Below are 17,943 nucleotides of genomic sequence, written 5' to 3' on the forward strand. Positions count from 1 at the left end.
GTGTTGCAGCGGCCGCTGCGGCGGCCGTAGGCGATAGCCGTCGAAGCCTGCCCTCATGCCTCCGCCGCGGCATCGGCCTGGACGCCTTCATCCCGCGGGATCCGGAACCATGCGACATAAAGGGCGGGCAGGAACAGCAGGGTGAGCGCGGTGCCGACGACGATGCCGCCCATCATGGCGTAGGCCATCGGCCCCCAGAAGATCTCGCGCGAGATCGGGATCAGCGCGAGGGTGGCGGCCGCCGCCGTCAGCATGATCGGCCGCATACGGTGTTCGGTGGCCTCGATGACCGCCTGCCACGCCGCGACCCCTTCGGCGCGCAGATGCTCGATCTGCACGACCAGGATGACGGAGTTGCGGATCAGAATGCCGATGAGCGCCAGCACGCCGAGGATCGCGACGAAGCCCATGGGCGCATTGCTGAGCAACAGTGCTGCGACCACGCCGATCAGCGCCGTCGGCGCCACCGCGAAGACCAAGAAGAGGCGGCTGAAGCTCTGCAGCTGGATCATCAGGATCGTCGCCATCGTAAACAGCATCAGCGGCGCCACAGCGGCAATCGGCCCCTGGGCATCCGCACTGGATTCGACCGCGCCGCCCACTTCCACCTTGTATCCGACAGGAAGGTTCTTCTGGAACTCTTCGACCTTCGGCTTCAGCTGATCGACGATCGTGGCCGGCTGCGTCGAACCGATGACGGCTGCCTTGAGCGTGATGGTGGGCTGCCGGTCGCGACGCCAGATCGTCGGCTGTTCGAGCTCGTAGCGGAAATTCGCCACGGCCGAGAGAGGCACAACCTTGCCGTTGGAGGTGGAGAGCTGCAAATTCTGCAGCGTCTGGACGGAGTCGCGCTCGGATGCGCTGGCCCGGCCGATGACGTTGACCAGGTAGATGTCGTCGCGGATCTGCGTCGCCGTCGAGCCTTCGACGATGCCGTTGAGGGCGGTTGCGATGTCCTCGGAGGAGACGCCGAGCTGGCGCGCCTTGTCCTGCAGGACATCGACCTTCACCACGCGGGAGGGCTCGTTCCAGTCCAGGACCATGTTCGACAGCAGCGGATGCGAACCGACGACACCCGCAAATTGCTGCGAGATATCACGAACCTTCTGAATATCGGGGCCGCTGATCCGGTACTGGACCGGTTTTCCCACCGGCGGGCCGATATCGAGAAGCTTTACGAAGGCCTCGGTGCCGGGGAAGGTTTTCGTCAGGTAATCCTGCAGCTCCGCCCGCACCTTGTCGCGCACGTCGAGCCCTTTGGTGACGATGACCGTCTGTCCGAAGGTGACATCGGGCACCTGCACGTCGAAGGTCAGGATGAAGCGCGGCGCGCCCTGACCGACATAGGTCGTCCAGTGATCGATATCCTTGTTCTCGGCCAGCATCTCCTTTTCGAACCTGGCCATCTGTCGATTGGTTTCGGCGATCGAACTGTTGTGGGGTAGATTCCAGTCGATGACGAGTTCGGTTCTGTCCGAGTTGGGGAAGAACTGCTGCTGCACCAGCCCCATGCCGCCGACCGAAAGGGCGAAGACGCCGACCGTCAGCACGATGGTGACCCAGCGCCAGCGCATCGCCAGCCCCAAAAGCCAGGAGAAGACGGCGGCGAAACGGCCCTTCTTCTCGTGGTGCGACTTCATGGTCTTCGGCAGAATGGTGACGCCGAGAAGCGGCGTGAAGAGCACGGCGACGATCCAGGAAACGACCAGCGAGACCGCGATGACCACGAAAAGCGTGAAGGTGAATTCGCCGGCGGCGCTGCTGTTGAGACCGACCGGAATGAAGCCCGCAACGGTGACGAGCGTTCCCGTCAGCATCGGAAAGGCGGTCGACGTATAGACGTGGGTGGCGGCTTTTCTCAGATCGTCGCCCGCCTCCAGGCGGGCCACCATCATCTCGACGGCGATCATGGCGTCGTCGACGAGCAGCCCGAGCGCGATGATGAGCGCGCCAAGCGAGATGCGCTGAAGCGAAATGCCGGAATATTCCATCACCACGAAGGTGATCGCCAGCACGAGAGGAATGGAGATCGCCACCACCATGCCAGCGCGAAGGCCGAGGCTGATGAAGCTGATGACGAGCACGATGACGATCGCTTCGAAGAGCGCGCGGGTGAAGCCCGAAACCGCTTCGTCGACGACGGCAGGCTGATCGGACACGCGGTGGACGTCCACGCCGACCGGAAGATCGGCAACGACCTGTTTCATCCGGGCGTCGAGCGCCTCGCCGAACTCCAGGAGGTTGGCGCCTTGTTTCATGCCGATCGCAAGCCCGATCGCGGGCTGGCCGTCGTACCGGAACAGCGACGACGGCGGATCCACGTAGCCGCGCTTGATCGTGGCGACGTCGCTCAGCGGGAAGAAGCGATCGTTGATGCGAAGGTTGATCGACCTGAGGCTCTCCTCGGAGGTGAACTGTCCGCTCACCCGCAACGCGATGCGTTCCGGCCCGGCATCGACGAAACCGGATTGCGTGACGGCATTCTGCGCCTGCAGGGTCTGGATGACCGACTGCTGGTCGATGCCGAGCGCTGCGATCTGGCGCGTGGAGAATTCGAGATAGATCGCCTCGTCCTGAGCACCGATCACGTCGACCTTGCCGACATTGGGCACGGTCAGAACCTCGGAGCGGGCGTTTTCGACGAGATCGCGAAGCTGCCGCTGGGTCAGCCCGTCGCTGGTGAAGGCGTAGATATTGCCGAACACGTCGCCGAAGCGGTCGTTGAAGAAGGGACCGACGACCCCGCTCGGGAAATCACCCTTGATGTCGGCGATCATGTTGCGGATACGCAGCCAGGTCGGCGCCACGTCTTTCGCCTTGGTCGTCGGCAGCAGCTCGACGAAGACGGTCGTCTGGCCGGCAACGGTCTGGCTCCTGGTGTAGTCGAGCGATTCCAGTTCCTGGAGCTTCTTCTCGATCCGATCGGTCACCTGCCGCGTCACCTCTTCGGCGGAAGCGCCTGGCCACTGGGCGGTGATTACCATCGTCTTGATGGTGAAGTTCGGGTCTTCCTCGCGGCCGAGGTTCAGGTAGGAGAAGGTGCCGGCGAGAATGAAGACGATCATGAAGTACCAGACGAGCGAACGGTGTTCGAGCGCCCAGTCGGAGAGATTAAAGGACTTCACTGGCTGATCTCCTGGTCGATCCGGATGGCCTGGCCATCTTCAAGTTTATGCACGCCTGCCACGACCACCCGTTCTCCAGGGGCGATCCCTTCGGTGACGCGGACGGTGCCGCCGTCTTCGACGTCGCCGTCGATCTTGACGAGGCGCAGCGATACCTTTTTGGCCGGCGCATCGACGATCCAGACGCTGGGGCCGTCGGCGCCGGCAAGGATCGCCGAGGACGGCAGGACGATCTCGGGATCGGCGGCAATGGTTGCAGAGGCGGTGATGACCGAACCGAGCCTGAAGGCTTCAGGCGGATCGGTCAGTGCGATCTTGGTCCTGCTCGTGCGGGTGGAGGTCTCCGCCTGCGGAGCGATCTCGCGCACGACCCCCGAGGTGCGGATCGTTGGATCAAGCTGCAACGTCACGTCGAAGGGGGCGCCGATCTTCAGTTTCTGGGCGGCGGCCTGGGGCACGTCGACCACGGCGTCGCGCTTGTCCGGCCGGGCGATGGTCACCACCGTCTGACCGGCCGACACAACCTGGCCGACCTCGGCCGAGGTCGCCGTCACGACGCCATCGAATTCCGCCTGAAGCTGCGCGTAGCCGAGTTGCTCTTTAGCCTTATCGAGGTTGGCCTGCGCCTTGGCAACGGCGGCCGCGGCCGTCCGTCTCGCCTGCTCGGCCTCTTCGAGCGAAGCTTCCGTGCCCGAGCGCGATTCCACCAGCGCGCGCTGGCGCTGCTCCGTGGTCACCGCGTTTCTGAGCTGAGCGTCGCTGTTTTCCACATCCGACTGCGCGTTGCGCACCGCCAGCTCCAGCGCCAGCGGATCGATGGCGGCGACGACGTCACCCCGCTTGACGATATCTCCGACGTTGACGTTGCGGGCGATCATCCGCCCGAGAATCCGGAAGCCGAGATCGGTCTCGATCATCGGTTCGATCGTGCCGGTGAGGCTGAGGCTCGTAGCGGGTGTCTGTTTGACTGTCATCGACAGCACCGGACGAGGCGCTTCCTCCTTGCTTTCTTCCTGCTTGCTGCAGGAAGAGATCAGGGCCGTACCCATCATCAGTGCAACTATCTTGGGACGAATACTCACTTGGAAGCTTCCTTGACATAAGACACGATTTCACCCGGCCTGAGGAACTTGGTTCCGTCAGTCACCACAACCTCTCCTTCCGACACGCCCGATTTGACGATAAAGCTGCCGGTCTCGTAGCCGGCGACATCCACCGCCCTTGCCGAAACGGCAGAGGATGCGGGGTCGACGATCCAGACGGCCGGCTTGCCGTCCTTGGACGTCATGGCAGACCAGGGAAGCTGGATGACGTTCTGCGAGACGTAATTGAATCTTCCGACGACGGGAGCGCCGAGGGGGATCGGAGCGTCGCTCGATATCGCGACCTTGACCTTGATGGTTCCGGTGGAAGAATCGATCGTCGGCGAAATCTCGCGCACCTTCGCCGTTATCTTCTGCGAGGGATCCGACAGCAGGGTCACCGTGCCGTCGCCATCGATCGGGCGCAGGAATGCGCTTTCGACCACTTCGAAGACGGCATCCCGGTCGCCGTCATGGGCAAGGGTGAAAACGAGCTGGGCGGCCTGCGCCACCTGCCCGACCTCGGCATTGCGGGCAGTGATCACCCCGTCGGCATCCGCCTTCAGCTCCGTGTAGGACAGGGTGTCCTGAGCGGTTTCCAGCAAAGCCTGCGCCGACTTGGTCGATGCCTGCGCGGTCAGAAGCGCCTCCTGCGCCTGGTCGAGTGCCGCACGCGTCGTCACCTGCGTTCGAAACAGGCTCTGCTGGCGGTCATATGCGAGCTGCGCCTGGGTCTGCTGCGCTTCAGCCGACTGGAGATTGGCGGCCGCCACATCCAGTTCGGCCTTCTGTTCTTCCGGATCGATCCGCGCCAGCAGCTGCCCCGCCTTCACGGACTGTCCAACTTCCACCAGCCGTTCGATGATCTTGCCGCTGACGCGGAAGGACAGATCGGTCTGGACACGGGCGCGGACTTCGCCGGTGATCGCGCCGCCCTGAACCAGCGGCTCAGGTTTGGCGACGACGACGCCGACCTGCCGTGGGGTTGGCTCAGTCGGCCCGCGCTCATCGCTGCATGATCCGAGACCGATGGCGCATATGATCGCTGTGGCGACCAGAATGGTTCTCATAGTTGACCTCTTGCTCTCAACGGCAGCTCCTATATAATTGACTAACGCATTAGTCAATGAAACTTTGTGCCGCAGGAACGAGGGCGTGCGCAACAAGGGAGGCGAGGCAAATGGCAGCTCAGAAGAAGATCACGCGCGCGGAACAGAAAGCGCTGCGGCCCATCCAGATCCTGGATGCCGCCTTCGAGGAATTCGTGAGAAGCGGTTTCACCGGCACACGCGTCGAAGACATCGCCGAAAGGGTCGGTGTCACCAAGGGTACGGTGTACGTCTACTTCGAGACGAAGGAGAAGCTTTTCGAAGCCATGATCAACCACTTCTCCGTGCCGTTTCAGGAATTGCTGGGGATCACCGAGGGCCTCAGCGGCAGCGCCACCGACCGGCTGCTTTCCATTCTCGGCCTGCTCTACGAACAAATCGCCGAGGATCGCACGACTCGCGAGCTGACGCGGCTCGTCATTGCCGAAGGACACCGGTTCCCCGACCTGATCGACCGCCACCACGATGAGTTCATTGAGCCGATCATCGCCAAGGTCGACGCTCTCATTCTGGAGGGTGTGGCGTCGGGGGAGTTTCGCGAAATTCCGGTGGAATTCTCCGAAATCGTGGTCGCGCCCATCCTGACGACGACAGTTCTGCGGCTGATATTCAACGACCGCCGCGTGCCCACGCCCAACAAGGAGGCCTTCTTGCAGGCCTATTTCGACCTGCTGCTCAACGGCCTGCTTGCCAAGAACTGACCGCCGAATGACGAAAATACCGCGCCCGGCACGTAGCTTTTCTCAAGTTTTTATGTAAAAACATCGAGTTAGCCATGCCTTCGAAGGTACAGCCTCAATTCGTGACGGAAAAAGTGGAACGCAAAGTCAATCTCAAGGATGTCGCGCGCGATGCTGACGTATCGCTGAGCACGGCCTCGCACGCCCTGAACGGAACCGCGCCGCTGACGATCGAGGTGCGCGAGCGGGTTCTGGATTCGGCCAAACGCCTGGGTTACCTCGACCGCCGGAGGAAGAAGGCGACGATCGCGACCTTACGCGTCCTGCTTCTCGCCATCCCCGACGATGCCGCGCCGGAGAGTGACCTCAACCTGGTGAGCTGGACGATCCTCAACGGCCTTCGCAGGGAGTGCGAACGCCGCGGCATCCGAATCGTGCCCTTTGTCAGCACCGGCCGCCGCATCGACGGCGCCCAGGTCAGGCAGATCGCGCTTGCGGAGCGCGCCGACGGCATCGTGGTCCTGAACGACGATCAGCCGGAACTCATCCGCAGCCTCGCCTCCCCTGATATGCCCGTCGTCATCGTCAATGGCGAGGATCCGGCCATGCTGGTCGATACGGTCACACCTGAAAACCGCTTCGGAGCACGGCTCGGCATCGAACACCTGCTGGCGCTCGGGCATCGCCGCATCCTGCATCTGACCTGGAAGGGCCGCACCACGATCCAGCGCCGATATGACGGCTTTTCCGATGCCTATCTCGCCGCCCAGCTTCCGATGCCCCATGACATGATTCTGGAGGCCGAGGGATATGAGCCAAGACACGGCGAGGCGGCCATCAACGCACTGCTCGACCGCGATCCTACGGTGAAAGGCGCGACCGCCGTCTTTTGCGCCGCCGACAATCTGGCGCTCGGCTGCCTGAAGGCATTGGCCGATCGCGACATCCGCGTGCCCGAAGCGATTTCTGTCTTGGGCTTCGACGACATCGTCCCCGGCGAATTCAGCCGTCCGCCGCTTTCGACGGTCAGCGTTCCCACCGACAGGCTCGGCGCCGCCGCGCTCGCGCTTATCGAACAACGCCTGATCGCCAACGATCCGCAACGGCCAGCCCATCGTCTGGAACTCGGATGCCATCTCGTCTTGAGGGGCAGCGTCGCGCCGCCGCGCATCTGAAAGATCGCGCCACGCTCAGCGCGGCGAGTTCTCCGCCCGCAGGCGCGTGTCGCGCGGGCTTTCTCCGAAAGCACTGCGGTAGATCGCAGAAAACCTGCCCGGATGAAAGAAGCCCCACGTGGTGCAGATGTCGCGAAGGGTTTGCTGGTTGAGGGGATCCCGCAATTGGTCGTGAACGGCTTTCAGCCTGATTGTCCGCAGATAGGCGCCAGGCGACGTTCCCCGGAAGGCCTTGAAGCCCGTCTGCAGCGCGCGGAGTGAAATCCCGACCTGATCCGCAACCATCGACATGGTGAAAGGCTCGGCGATATTGGCGTGCATATAGTCGATGGCGCGCCGGACATGCCACGGTGCAACAGCCGATACTTTCTTCTTTTCGAAATGGCCGGAAAGACGATGATGGCCAAATCGAATCACGAGATCGGCGAGCGTTTCGCTCATCGTCGATACGGCAAGCGGCGAGGATAGAAGCGGCCCGCCATTGCGCATGCCCTGCACGATGGTTTGCGCGAGGTTGCCGATAAGCCGGCCTGACGCTGTAGCGAGGTCCACGACGGGTTCTAGATCGATCGAATCGGGAGTCGGTGTTTCCATGAGAGAAAAGAGCGTTCGCCTTACGACTTTCCAATCCAGCAAAAGAGCATCTGAACAGTGCTGATCGCCTTGAACCGTGCGATCGCCGGCTTGGTGGTTGTTGGCCATGAGAATACGGCCCGCCCCCCCTTCGACCGTCCGGTTCCCGACCGTCAGGCGAACAGATCCTGAGTGCGGAATATAGAAGGCCAGATGTTGTGGGGTTTCATCGAGCGTTCGAACTTCGAAGGCGCTCTGAAAAACCGAATGAACCGCCGTCAGCGTGCCACTTGCTCTCAAATCGGTGGCCCAGGCGAAGTTTCGATCGCTGTGCAGCGGCTTCGCGCCAAAGACCCCATAGCCCGTCGTAAAGGCTTGCACCATCGACTCGAAGTCACCACCCTCATGAGTTGGCGTGAAGCCGTAGTCACGTTCGCGCGGATACGCCGGCTTCTGGGATCTCAACCATACCATGCAGCTCGGTTCTTCTCCTTTTTCACGGCCCGCCGATCCAAGCGCTCTCCATCCCCCGTCTCCACGAAATACCGTCTTCTCGGCTGGCTTGGCCGGCCTTGATGCGGTAAGCAGGCCTACAAATTGGGGACCGATCCTCGGTTTGGTAGAAGCAAAGCCTTTCCCTCGGCAGGTTTCACACCTGCAGTGTAAATCAAAACGATCCGAAGATGAAGTACGTCCCTCTGAATCATGTTGCGACGCAATTTTTGCGGGATACGCAACCTTCGCGTGTAGCCTCCCGCAATGAACGGGATCTTTTGCGGCTGATCTGGAAGTCCCCGGGTATCGAACGCTCCGACCTGACCGAGCCGCTCGATCTCACCCAGCAATCGTTGCACAGGATCGTCGGGCGGCTTCACGATCGGGGAATGATCGTCTTTTCCCCATCGGAAACCCGGCGTCCCGGACCGCCCAGTCCCGAGCTTAGCCTTTGCAGAAATTGGTGTTTGACGCTCGGGATCTCCGTCAATGTCGGCTCGATCGGTCTCTGCCTGATGGGTTTCGGAGAACCGTTGGAAAACATGGAAATTCCGCAGACCGGATCATCGCTCGCCGCGGAGATGGCGCGGATCGAAGCGGCGGTCGAAGAGCTTCTTGCCCGCCGGAATGCCAAGCGGCGCGATATCCTCGGCGTGGGTCTCGCCGTGGCGGGCCACCGCATGCTCGATACGGCCTTCAACTGTCCTCTGCCGCTTGCGCATTGGTCATTGATCGACCTGGCGCCCGTGCTTGGAGAGCAACTCGGCCTGCCGGTCTGGGTAGACAATGTGGCCCGAACGGCCGCTTTGGCGGAAGCGATTTTCGGCGTCGGCCGCGATGTTGCGGATTTCGCCTATATAGCCCATCTTCACGGCTATGGCGGCGGCCTCGTTTCCGGCGGCATGCCGTTTCGCGGCAGTTTCGGCAATGCCGGCGAATATTCCGTTCTTTTCGATCGTCGGGAATACGACGATCGCCCGGCACTCAGCCTCCTGCTTCAACATCTTCATGCCAGGGGCCGCTCCGACCTGACGCTGAAGGACTTGAAAAACGAGGCTTTGGCAGATTGGGACGGCGTTGCGGAATGGGTCGACCGCGTCGCGCCGGCACACAATCGAGCCATCAATGCGATCTGCGCAGTCTTCGACCCGGCCTTGATCGTGCTTGGCGGCGGGTTTCCGCATTCGCTGGCAAGAATGCTTATGGAACGGACCGAATTCAACAATCTGCCTCGGCACGGCGTCCTGCGTGACGTCCCCAGCCTGGCGGTGGCCGAGGTCGTCGATGCCCCCGGCGCCATCGGCGCGGCCATGATCCCGCTCTTCGAAACCGTTTTGTGACACAACGAATTCCCAGGCCGAAAACCTCTGCGCCGTGTCATGAACGATGCCGATCGCCTGGCCGACAGCCAAAGGACCGGTCAGGCGATCGGGCCTGAGCTGCTCCAGGAGGAGATCTCCAACGTCTCGCCCCCGATTGTGGGTTTGCGCCGGCCTCATTTACTTCATGCCGGTTCCGGCAATGCCTGTCGTGATGTACTTCTGCAGGAACAGGAAGACGCCGGTGACAGGCAGCAGGCTGAGGAAGGTCATCGCCAGGATATAGTGCCACTGCACCGAGAACTCTCCCTGGAAGGCGTTGAGGCCGACCTGCAGCGTGAAATTCTCGCGGCTGTTGAGAACGATGAGCGGCCAGAGGAAGTCGTTCCAGCGCCAGAGCACCGAAAAGATCGCCAGCACCGCAAGCGCCGGCGCGGTCAGCGGCAGGATGATGCGCCAGAAGATGCAGAATTCGCTCGCCGCATCGACGCGCGCCGCCTCGATCAGCTCATCGGGGATGGTCAGCATATACTGCCGCAGCAGGAAGACGGCGGTCGGAGAGGCGATCGTCGGCAGGATGACACCCCAGAGATTGTCGGCAAGCCCGACCCCGACGATGACGAGATAGGCCGGGACCATGACGACGGCGAGCGGGATCATCAGGGTCGAGATGATGATGACGAAAACCGTCGTGTCGCCGCGAAATTTGTATTTCGACAGTGCAAAGGCCGCCATGGCGTTGACGATGAGCGTCAAAAGCGTCGCAACCACCGTGACGAACACCGAATTCTTCAGGAAGGTCAAGAAGTTGAAGCGCGTCAGCGGATCGGTGTAATTCTCGGTGGCGACGGTCAGGTGCTGCACCGGCGTGATCCCCTTGACGTCGACGCTGACCGGCTGTCCCGGATTTGCAGGATCGACCATCTGGGCCTTGAGGCCGATGCGGCGCACCATGGCCATTTCGCGCGAGCGGCCGTCGATGGTGACCTGCCAGAGGCTGAGCGGTTTGTCGAAGCCGGGCACGGTCTGCTCCACGGCGGCGCGCGGCAGCAGGGTCGGCGGAAAACGGGTGATTTCGGCCGCCGGCTTCAGCGAGGAGAGGCCTGCCCAGACGACCGGAACGAGCACCGCCAGTGTTCCGCCGATCAGCCAGACCCATGACAAAATATCGGTGATGTCGATGCGTCCGGCCCGGCGCGTGCGCGTCATGAAGCGGATCGGGTTCATAGAGCTGTTCATCTCAGGACTCCATTCGCTTGCCCAGGCGCAGCTGTATGAGGGTGAGAACCAGAAGCACCAGACCCATCAGAACCGATGCGGCAGAGGCAAGGCCGAAGAGACGCAGATCGCTGCTAAATGCCATCTGGTAGATATACTGGACGATGAAGCTGTTGGCCGTGCCGGGGCCGCCGCCATTGGTCAGAACCCAGGCCTCGTCGAAGATCTGCACGGACTTGATCATCAGAAGGATGAAGACGACGAGCAGGTTCGGCGCAAGGAGCGGCAGCGTGATCCTGAAAAGGGTGCGGCGCGGCGAAGCGGCGTCGATGGAGGCCGCCTCGTAGAGCTCCTTCGGGATCGCCTGGAGACCGGCCAGCAGGATGAGCGTGTAAAAGCCCATGTGGAACCAGACCGAGACCACGACGACGAAGAAGCGCGACCAGCCGACATCCAGCAGGAAAATCTCCGGCGGCACGCCGATCATCTGAAAGAAGGCGTTCAGCAGCCCGTTGCGATCGAGGAACCATTTCCAGATCAGGCCGATGACGACGGGCGACAGCAGGACGGGATAGAAGAACATCGCCCGGAAGAAGCCGCGCGCAAAAATCGCCCGATTGAGGATCAGCGCCGTGATCAAAGCCACCAGCAATGTGGCGGTGACGTTCAACGCCACGAACCAGAGCGTGTTCCACACCGCCGTCCAGAACAGCGATTCCTGGCAGGTTCCCGGCTGCAGATAATTGCCGCAGGAAAGCAGGGCGCGGAAATTGTCGAAGCCGACGAAGGGCCGCTCCGAGACGAAAAGATTGGTGCCGCCGGTGAAGGCGTAACCGACCGCGATCGCGATCGGAAGGAAGGTGAAGATGGCGAACAGAACGAGGTTCGGCGCCAGGAACAGCCAGGGCATTCGTTTGCGGCCGAAGATGCGCTCGACCGCATTCATCGGAGCCTCGACCACCCTCATCGCCGTTTCGCCTGCCTGGGAGAGCAATGCACCAGCCGCCATGATCAGCGCCTCCCCTGTCCTGGTCGACGGGCAAAAGCAAGTTCGCTTTTGGGATCGAACAGATGAATACGTGCCGGATCGGCATCGATCACGAGCCGGTCGCCCTGAACAGGTGCGAAATGACCTGCCTCGTGGATGATGATCTGCTCGTCCTGTCCTTCGAGATTGCCGTAGACATAGGTCTCTGTGCCCAGGCCTTCGTGATACTGCACGACGAACGGCAGGCCCTGTCCACTGGACCGCGAAAAATGGGCAGGTCTTATGCCGGCGAGAACCTCCTGCCCCACGGCAATGCCGGCGGGGTCGACATCGCTGACGATCCTGCCGCCGTTGGCGACATCGATTGCGATGCCGCTTTCCGTGACGGCCGCGACCTTGCCCTTGATGATGTTCATGCGCGGCGAGCCGAGGAAGCCGGCGACGAAGAGATTGCGCGGGTGGTCGAAGAGTTCGAGCGGCGCGCCGACCTGCTCGACCCGCCCGGCGCGCAGCACGACGATCTTGTCGGCCATCGTCATCGCCTCGACCTGGTCGTGCGTGACGTAGATCATCGTCGTCTTGATCTCGCGGTGGAGCTTGGTGATCTCGGCCCGGGTCTGGACGCGCAACGCCGCATCGAGATTGGAAAGCGGCTCGTCGAAAAGGAAAATATCCGGTTCGCGCACGATGGCCCGGCCGATCGCCACGCGCTGGCGCTGGCCGCCGGAAAGCTGCTTCGGGCGCCGGTCGAGATAGGGTTCGATCGCCAGCATCCTGGCGGCCTCGGCAATCCGCGCCTCGATCTCGGCGCGCTTGAATTTCAGGTTTTCAAGGCCGAAAGCGAGGTTCTTGCGAACGCTCATATGCGGATAAAGCGCGTAGGATTGGAAGACCATGGCGATCTTGCGCTCGGCCGGCGAAAGGGCACTGACGTCGCGGCTCCCGATCGCGATTCCGCCCGACGTCACCTCTTCAAGGCCGGCGATGACGCGCAAAAGGGTCGACTTGCCGCATCCCGACGGGCCGACGAAGACGACGAACTCGCCGTCCTTGATATCGAGTTCGACGTCATGCAGGACTTTGACGGAGCCATATGACTTGTTGACGGTGGAAAGTTTCAGTTCTGCCATGTCCCGCTCCCATCAGGTGCCGCCGTTTCGAAGACGACGTCGATTGTGTTCCAGCCTTGCGGCAGAGGTGTCGGCCTATTGATCCGCACCTCGTTCATCAGGATCCCGGCGACATCAGCCACATAGACGGCCGGCATTCCGCCGGGATAGTGTTCCAGACCGATCACCCGCCCGTCCGAGCCGCGGGTCCAGGCATTGGCCCGGCCGCCGCCGTCTGCCTTCGGCGCCAGGTCCGCGTTCGTCGGACGCAGGTCGTAAGACTGAGCGGTGCCGAGCTGCCCCGGCTGCTGGTCTATGCCGATGCGCGCCAGCGATACGTTGCGGATGCCGGCCGATGAGGTCGAAATGAGGGTGATCGCCCCTTCCATGCATCCGGTAATATCCTCGACAACGAGGTTTTCGATGGCACCCGCCGTGCGTTCGGCGACGCGGTCGACAACGTTGACGGTCAGAGCTTCCCCGGAGCCCCAAAAACCATCGAGCGTTTCGCGGCACTCTACCGCAATCCGGGAAAACCTCACGTTTGAGATCCGGCCGCCGTCGCGCGAAAATATGCCGAGTGCCCGGTTGGAGGAGGAGACGCTGCAATCCTCGAAGACGACATTGGTGACGTTGCCATGCGTTTCCGTGCCGATCTTCAGTGCACAGCTAAGGCTCTGAACGGAGCAGCGGCGGACAAGAATGTTCTCGCATCGCCCGATGGGGAGAGCCTGTGGACCGATGCTCGTCTTCAGGCATATGCCGTCATCGGCCGTCGATATCGTGCAGTCCTCGATGACGGCGCCGCGGCAGGCATCGAGCACGATGCCGTCCGTATTGGGCAGGCGCCGGTCGTTTTCGATGGTGACGTTGCGGACCGCGACATCGGTGCAATCGACGAAGTGCAGCGTCCACATCGGCGAGCGGCTGATCGTGATAGAGCTGATCTCGACCTCGTTGCAGCCTTCGAAGACGACGACGCGGGGACGGAATTCGGCCGGGATGAAGGTTCCCACCGACTCGTCATCGCCAATGATGAAGCTCTCGCAGCCGGCTTCGATGCGCCCTTCCCCCGTCAGGCTGATCCGCTGCGCATCTCGCGCCACGATTATGCCTCGGTCCGACTTCTCGGCGATCACGGAAACGCTCGTGTGCGCGTAAGCCGCATAATCGGGAACGGGACGCAGGGTCGCGCCGGCTGCGAGATGCAGATCGACACCGGAGCGCAGCCGGAGTCCCTGGCAGATGTGGATGCCTGCCATGAGTTCCAGGCGTCCGCCGCCGGAAGCCGAAAGGCCGTCGATCGCCGCCTGCAGACGGTCGGTATTGTCGCTGTCGAGCGCCTCAATCGCGACAAGGGAGGTAGCACTCATTGGCGATGGCCGTTCTCGATGACGACTTCTGTCAGCAGCAGCATGGTCAGCGCCTGGCCATAAGGGGTCGGCAAGTTCGGGATGCGGCGGTAGAAATCGAGGTCATGGCCCATCGGCGTGCCGTCCGAGACGCCGTGGACGACGCCTTCTTCGTCGATCTGCGCCAGCACCGCCGCAAGCGCGCGCTCCGCATAAGCCTTGTCGCTTTCGGCCAGAATGCCGGCGTCGACGGCGCGCAGGATGCCATAGGCAATGCCTGCTGTGGCCGAGGTTTCCACCGGCGAGGACGGATCGTCCAGAAGCGTCGTGAACATGCCGTCCGGCCGCTGATATGCCTTCAGCGAACGCACCTGGCTGACGAGGACGTTCGACAGGAAACGCCGATCCTTCTCGCCGAGCGTCGGCACGAGGTCGAAGAGTTCAGGGATCGCCACGGTGATCCAGGCATTGCCGCGCGCCCAGAAGGCATTGGCGAAATTGTGCCGGCCGTTGAAAGTCCAGCCGTGATACCAGAGACCGCTCACCGGATCGGAGAGGTAACGGGTGTGGATCACGAACTGATAGACGGCCTCATCGATCCAGTCGTTGCGCCCGCAGAGCACGCCGGCCTGGGCAAGAAACAGGCAGGCCATGAACAGCGTGTCGTCCCACAATTCGCCGTCGTTGAGGCGCTCCTTGACGACGTGCTGAAAGCCGCCGTCTTCGGTCTTCGGTAATTCCTTGACGAGCCATTCGGCCCAGTCCTCGACGAGCGCGCGAAAATCGGGGCGGTCGACATGCTGGACGAGGATTGCGAGCGGCAGCATCGGCGCCGTGCTGTTGATCTGGCGCGGCGGAATACCGCGTTCGATCTGGGCGCTGTACCAGGCGACGAGCTCCTGCAGCGCTTTCTGGTCATTGGTGGCAACCGCACGCCTGAGGAACCCGTAGAGGCCGACACCGACTTCCCAGTCCCATTCGTCGAACTGGATTCCGGACGCAGCGCTTCCCGTCACGAGACCTTCCTTGATGCCTCTGAGCCGGCTGAAAGCCGTCGCCACGCGATCGATCGTCGTCAGGAGAGCGGCGTTATCGACAGATGCTGTGTTCATGCTGGAGACCTATATTTCAGGAGTAGAACGGTCCGTCAGTGCCGGCTTGGGACGCGGCGCTGTCGTGGGTGAGGATCGGGTGCGGCTGGTCGTGCGTGAATGGCCGGGGCTTGCCGGCGATCGAAAGACCGTCAGCATAGGAAAGAGAGAGCGCCGGGCCGCCCGGCGGCGTCAGCGCAAGACGCCGAAGCGCCGGATCGAAGGAAACCGTCGTCTGGCACAGGCGTTCGATAAAAGCCTTGAAGGCGTCGCCATCGCCACAGCCAATGATGGCCGCCCAGCCGCAAAGCGACCCAAAGGAGCGTGCCTCGCGGCCGGCGGTCGGCCCGTCGGTGATCACTTCCAGGCCGTTCGAGGCCCAGAGGGCGGCAAATCCTCGGCCCGATCGCGCGATCAGCCACTTGTCTTCGACGATGAGATCGTCCAGGCCGTCGCGGCCGATATAGGCATGGGTCCACGCATGCCGTGCGTCACTTGTGTCCTCGATCAGGAGGGCGACGTCGCGATGCTGGGCGACGCGCGGCAGGATGCCGTTGCCGGCCCAATAGGACGGCCTTTGATTGCCCCAGGGATCGTCCTCGCCGGGATGGTTGACCCACAACCTCGCCATCGGATGGCCGGCCAGCCTGACATCGAGGACGTGCTGCTGGTGGCCTTTCTGCCCGGTCTTGTGATCAACGACAGTCGAAAGCTGCGCCGCCTCGTTCTTGAACAGCACGAGTTTTCCGCTCTCCAGCCCCTGGCTGTAACGCGCCTCGACGTTTCTGCCCCTGGGAAGGACGGCAAGCTCGGTCAGGTCGGCTGGCGGCTCGTAGCCGCTGGCACAGAACATCGTCAATGCCGCCACGCCGTTGTTGAGCCATCCGGTGCCGAAAGCGACCTGGGCGAAGGGCGCAAGCTCGGTCAGCGGGCCGGCGCGCAGTTCCTTGTCGTAGGCTCGCCCCTGCGACCCTGCCGGAACGCCGGCGAGCGTATGGAGGGCGATCATGCGGAAGATGAGATCGATCTGGCCGCGGGCGCGATCGGCGATCTCACTCTCGGCCCAGCGCTCCAGCGCAAGCAGGCCGATGAAATCGATCGGGTAATAGGCGGCCGAGTTCCACTCCGCCAGGCCATGGGCCTCGACGCTGTCGAACCAGCGCCCGAGGCGCTCGACGGCAAGTTCCGCCTGCTGTCGTCCCGTCCGCCCGGAGGCCGAGAACAGCTCGTCGGGCAGAAGAAGCCCGGCCAGCAGCTGGCTGGTATGAAAGCAGAGCACATGGTTCTCGCTCCAGAACCACATCGCATCATTGCCCGGCTCGTCGACCCAGTAGCGATAAGAGAGAACGGAGCGGCGGATGCGATCGACCGTGGCCTTGGGCATCCGGTCGCCATAGGCGCCGAGCAGCCACAGGAGCGGCACCATGATGAAATCCGAGCAATCCTCCCGCGCGTCGATCGAGGCGAGCGTCATGTCGACGATGCGGTCGAAGCTTTCCTGGTCGTCATGACCGGTTTCCATCATCGCGATCAGCCGCCCGGCGCGATTGGCGCCGAAGCGGGCGCTGTATTCCAGCGCCTGCCGCTTGCGGGCGGATAGCGATGCCTCGGCCGGCAATGGCGAAAGGCTGCTCATGAAGGCGGCATCGATGACGCGGGTGACCGAACCCGGCCCGGAACCGATCGTCATGTGCACGCCGTGATAACCGTCCGCAATGCCGCGGACGTCCTCGGCGATCAGACGGCCCTGATGGGCATGCAGGGTCAGTTTCGAATGGGCGAGAACGGGCCGCTCATGGCCATGGCCAACGACCTTGAGCTCCACCGGCAGGTCGCGCTCGGGCGCCGTGTCGAAGATGATTTCCAGCGGCTGGTTGACGAAGACGTCGCGGGCCGGACGCACACCGCGCGAAAGGGCTTCCAGCTCGCTCACCTCGTCCTGATCAAGCGCTACCGGCAGCAGCACCGAGAGCGGTTCGCTGTCCAGCATTTCGAGCTCGAAGAACCAGGTCGTGTCGCGCTCGGCAAGATCTTCGGTATGGACGAGAATCTCGTTGTCGCCGGCATCGAGCGGCAGCGTTATGTCAGTCGCGCTTTCGACGTTGCGCTTGAAAGGCTCGAAGCGCACCGCCTCCTGCCCGTTGACCCAGATGCGAACGCCGCCGCAGGTCTTGAGCGCGAGATTGAGCGTGCGCGGCGCGTCAGCCCTGAAGGTGCCCTTCAGCCATCGCCTGACATGTGTGGGCACATGCCAGAAGCTGGTGAACTCGACGCGGCGGTTCGAGCCGGGAAGATAGAGGCTTTCGATCGGCCAGGACGTGTCGGGCGCCAGCGCCCGTCCCACCATGGTCGACCAGAAGGCCTTGCGGCAAGGCAGGTCGCCGACATCGACGAAACCGTTGATGAAACGATAGTTGACGCGATCTTCGGCCGGAGCCGGCTCGCCGGGAAAATAGCTGGCGATGAGGCCGGAAACGGCCCATGCCGTCACCGTCCGCCCCTCGGTCACGCTGTATGCTGGCGCCATATCGCCCGGCTGCTTGATGCTTTCCGTTTTCACAGATCGCCTCCTCCGCAATCCTATGAAAATATTTTCATTAGGTCGTTTGGGTGCACGCTTTTGAAAA

The 17,943-nt window shown here is 62.5% G+C and carries 13 protein-coding genes; 3 read left to right on the top strand and 10 right to left on the bottom strand.

Going from position 1 to position 17,943, the window contains the following annotated elements; translation table 11 throughout:
• Positions 1 to 53: 53 nt before the first annotated feature.
• From QMO82_RS05910 to QMO82_RS05920, 3 genes are read right to left on the bottom strand one after another with little or no spacing between them, the layout of a single operon-like run.
• A complete protein-coding gene (locus QMO82_RS05910) occupies positions 54 to 3,125 on the bottom strand; it encodes an efflux RND transporter permease subunit (RefSeq protein WP_183609233.1) in 3,072 nt (1,023 codons plus the stop codon).
• The gene (locus tag QMO82_RS05915; RefSeq protein ID WP_183609234.1) at positions 3,122 to 4,207 is read right to left on the bottom strand and encodes an efflux RND transporter periplasmic adaptor subunit; all 1,086 of its coding nucleotides are present in this window, start codon (positions 4,205 to 4,207) and stop codon (positions 3,122 to 3,124) included. The genes QMO82_RS05910 and QMO82_RS05915 overlap by 4 nt, the downstream gene beginning before the upstream one ends.
• Positions 4,204 to 5,277 (bottom strand): efflux RND transporter periplasmic adaptor subunit, encoded by a 1,074-nt coding sequence (locus tag QMO82_RS05920; protein ID WP_183609235.1) that lies wholly within the window; start codon positions 5,275 to 5,277, stop codon positions 4,204 to 4,206. Before QMO82_RS05920 ends, QMO82_RS05915 begins: the two co-directional genes overlap by 4 nt.
• Positions 5,278 to 5,387: 110 nt before the next feature.
• Between QMO82_RS05920 and QMO82_RS05925 the strand changes: the two genes are divergently transcribed.
• Positions 5,388 to 6,017, top strand: coding sequence for a TetR/AcrR family transcriptional regulator (locus QMO82_RS05925; protein WP_183609236.1), 630 nt, complete (start codon positions 5,388 to 5,390; stop codon positions 6,015 to 6,017).
• A gap of 74 nt (positions 6,018 to 6,091) precedes the next feature.
• Positions 6,092 to 7,171 carry a LacI family DNA-binding transcriptional regulator gene (locus tag QMO82_RS05930; RefSeq protein WP_183609237.1) on the top strand — a complete coding sequence of 360 codons (1,080 nt, stop codon included), beginning with the start codon at positions 6,092 to 6,094 and terminating at the stop codon, positions 7,169 to 7,171.
• A 15-nt stretch (positions 7,172 to 7,186) separates the two neighbouring features.
• Here QMO82_RS05930 and QMO82_RS05935 read toward each other — a convergent pair whose 3' ends face one another.
• Positions 7,187 to 8,218 (bottom strand): AraC family transcriptional regulator, encoded by a 1,032-nt coding sequence (locus QMO82_RS05935; protein WP_183609238.1) that lies wholly within the window; start codon positions 8,216 to 8,218, stop codon positions 7,187 to 7,189.
• A gap of 209 nt (positions 8,219 to 8,427) precedes the next feature.
• On the opposite strand from QMO82_RS05935, the gene QMO82_RS05940 reads away from it, so the two are divergent.
• Entirely contained in the window at positions 8,428 to 9,579 is a 1,152-nt protein-coding gene (locus QMO82_RS05940; protein WP_183609239.1) for an ROK family transcriptional regulator, read from the top strand.
• A gap of 159 nt (positions 9,580 to 9,738) precedes the next feature.
• On the opposite strand, the gene QMO82_RS05945 is transcribed toward QMO82_RS05940, so the two are convergent.
• The 6 genes from QMO82_RS05945 to QMO82_RS05970 are packed head-to-tail and all read right to left on the bottom strand — an operon-like array spanning position 9,739 to position 17,876.
• Positions 9,739 to 10,785, bottom strand: coding sequence for a carbohydrate ABC transporter permease (locus QMO82_RS05945; protein WP_183609386.1), 1,047 nt, complete (start codon positions 10,783 to 10,785; stop codon positions 9,739 to 9,741).
• Between the two features lie 13 nt (positions 10,786 to 10,798).
• Positions 10,799 to 11,785, bottom strand: a complete 987-nt coding sequence (locus tag QMO82_RS05950) for a carbohydrate ABC transporter permease (protein WP_183609240.1) — start codon at positions 11,783 to 11,785, stop codon at positions 10,799 to 10,801.
• Positions 11,786 to 11,787: 2 nt separating this feature from the next.
• Complete coding sequence (locus QMO82_RS05955) at positions 11,788 to 12,894, bottom strand: ABC transporter ATP-binding protein (protein ID WP_183609241.1); 1,107 nt, start codon at positions 12,892 to 12,894, stop codon at positions 11,788 to 11,790.
• A complete protein-coding gene (locus tag QMO82_RS05960) occupies positions 12,882 to 14,246 on the bottom strand; it encodes a glycoside hydrolase family 28 protein (protein WP_183609242.1) in 1,365 nt (454 codons plus the stop codon). Before QMO82_RS05960 ends, QMO82_RS05955 begins: the two co-directional genes overlap by 13 nt.
• A complete protein-coding gene (locus QMO82_RS05965; protein ID WP_183609243.1) occupies positions 14,243 to 15,337 on the bottom strand; it encodes a glycoside hydrolase family 105 protein in 1,095 nt (364 codons plus the stop codon). Before QMO82_RS05965 ends, QMO82_RS05960 begins: the two co-directional genes overlap by 4 nt.
• Positions 15,338 to 15,353: 16 nt before the next feature.
• The gene (locus QMO82_RS05970) at positions 15,354 to 17,876 is read right to left on the bottom strand and encodes a hypothetical protein (RefSeq protein WP_183609244.1); all 2,523 of its coding nucleotides are present in this window, start codon (positions 17,874 to 17,876) and stop codon (positions 15,354 to 15,356) included.
• Positions 17,877 to 17,943 lie beyond the last annotated feature (67 nt).

The sequence above is a fragment of the Rhizobium sp. BT04 genome (assembly GCF_030053135.1).
GTDB classification, from domain to species: Bacteria; Pseudomonadota; Alphaproteobacteria; order Rhizobiales; family Rhizobiaceae; genus Rhizobium; species Rhizobium binxianense.

Coding starts and splice junctions, on each gene's coding strand:
- QMO82_RS05920 (WP_183609235.1), bottom strand. CDS start 5,277: ATGAGAACCATTCTGGTCGCCACAGCGATCATATGCGCCATCGGTCTC.
- QMO82_RS05925 (WP_183609236.1), top strand. CDS start 5,388: ATGGCAGCTCAGAAGAAGATCACGCGCGCGGAACAGAAAGCGCTGCGG.
- QMO82_RS05930 (WP_183609237.1), top strand. CDS start 6,092: ATGCCTTCGAAGGTACAGCCTCAATTCGTGACGGAAAAAGTGGAACGC.
- QMO82_RS05935 (WP_183609238.1), bottom strand. CDS start 8,218: ATGGTATGGTTGAGATCCCAGAAGCCGGCGTATCCGCGCGAACGTGAC.
- QMO82_RS05940 (WP_183609239.1), top strand. CDS start 8,428: ATGAAGTACGTCCCTCTGAATCATGTTGCGACGCAATTTTTGCGGGAT.
- QMO82_RS05945 (WP_183609386.1), bottom strand. CDS start 10,785: ATGAACCCGATCCGCTTCATGACGCGCACGCGCCGGGCCGGACGCATC.
- QMO82_RS05950 (WP_183609240.1), bottom strand. CDS start 11,785: ATGGCGGCTGGTGCATTGCTCTCCCAGGCAGGCGAAACGGCGATGAGG.
- QMO82_RS05955 (WP_183609241.1), bottom strand. CDS start 12,894: ATGGCAGAACTGAAACTTTCCACCGTCAACAAGTCATATGGCTCCGTC.
- QMO82_RS05960 (WP_183609242.1), bottom strand. CDS start 14,246: ATGAGTGCTACCTCCCTTGTCGCGATTGAGGCGCTCGACAGCGACAAT.
- QMO82_RS05965 (WP_183609243.1), bottom strand. CDS start 15,337: ATGAACACAGCATCTGTCGATAACGCCGCTCTCCTGACGACGATCGAT.